Origin of the sequence: Vogesella facilis, assembly GCF_042648525.1 — a bacterium.
Classification (GTDB): Bacteria; Pseudomonadota; Gammaproteobacteria; order Burkholderiales; family Chromobacteriaceae; genus Vogesella; species Vogesella facilis.
This window is the reverse complement of sequence record NZ_JBHRXN010000029.1, coordinates 1-1,414: the sequence shown is the minus strand read 5'-3', so window position 1 is coordinate 1,414 and position 1,414 is coordinate 1. Positions and strand designations below refer to the sequence as shown.

Here is a 1,414-nt window from a genome sequence, read left to right as displayed (position 1 = left end):
CATGAACTCTATCCGCAGCATCCTGATCGCCAACCGCAGCGAAATCGCCATCCGCGTCATGCGCGCCGCCAGCGAAATGAACATTCGCACCGTCGCCATCTATGCGGAGGAGGACAAGCTCGCCCTGCACCGCACCAAGGCCGACGAGGCCTACCAGGTGGGCGCTGGCAAGAAGCCCATCGCCGCCTACCTGGACATCCCCGACATCATCCGCATCGCCAAGGAGGCCGGTGTCGATGCCATTCACCCCGGTTACGGCTTCCTGTCGGAGAACCCGGAATTCGCCGAGGCCTGTGCCGCCGCCGGCATCACCTTCATCGGCCCCCGGCCGCAAGTGATGCGCCAGCTGGGCAACAAGGTGGCGGCGCGCGAGCTGGCGCAGGCTGCCGGCGTGCCGGTGGTGCCGGCGACCGGCGCACTGCCGTACGACATCGCCGCAGCCAAACAGCTTGCGGCCAACGTTGGCTACCCGCTGATGCTGAAAGCCAGCTGGGGCGGCGGCGGGCGCGGCATGCGCGTGGTGGAGCACGAGGGCGAGCTGGCCGACGCCATGGACGTGGCGCGGCGCGAGGCGCTGGCGGCTTTCGGCAACGACGAGGTGTACCTGGAGAAGCTGGTGCGCCGCGCGCACCACGTCGAGGTGCAGGTGCTGGGCGACCAGCACGGCAACCTGGTGCATCTGTTCGAGCGCGACTGCTCGGTGCAGCGCCGCAACCAGAAAGTGGTGGAGCGCGCGCCGGCGCCGTACCTGAGCGAGCAGCAGCGCAGCGAGCTGTGCGCGGCGGCGCTGAAACTGGCGCGGCAGGTGGACTACACCCACGCCGGCACGGTGGAATTCCTGCAGGATGCCGACAGCGGCCAGTTCTACTTCATCGAGGTCAACCCGCGCATCCAGGTGGAGCACACCGTCACCGAGGCGGTCACCGGCGTGGACATCGTCAAGGCGCAGATCCGCATTTCCGAAGGCGCGCGCATCGGCAGCGAGGAAAGCTTCGTGCCGGCGCAGTCTGACATTCGCCTCAGCGGCCACGCGCTGCAATGCCGCGTCACCACCGAAGACCCGGAGAACGGCTTCACCCCCGACTACGGCCGCCTCACCGCCTACCGCAGCGCCGCCGGTTTCGGCGTGCGGCTGGATGGCGGCACCGCCTACGGCGGCGCGGTGATCACCCCGTTCTACGACTCGCTGCTGGTCAAGGTTACGGTTTGGGGCCATACCGCCAGCGAGGCCAATGCCCGCATGCACCGCGCGCTGCGCGAGTTCCGCATCCGCGGCGTGTCCAGCAACCTGCCGTTCCTGCAGAACGTCATCACCCACCCGCTGTTCGTGTCCGGGCAGTGCACCACCCGTTTCATCGATAGCAGCCCGGAGCTGTTCCGCTTCTCCGCCCGCCGCGACCGCGCCACCAAGCTG

The 1,414-nt window shown here is 68.5% G+C and carries 1 protein-coding gene; it reads left to right on the top strand.

What is annotated here, in order from left to right; genetic code table 11:
* On the top strand, positions 1-1,414 hold a 1,414-nt coding region (locus ACFOLG_RS09640), incomplete at both ends, for an ATP-binding protein (RefSeq protein ID WP_386091229.1).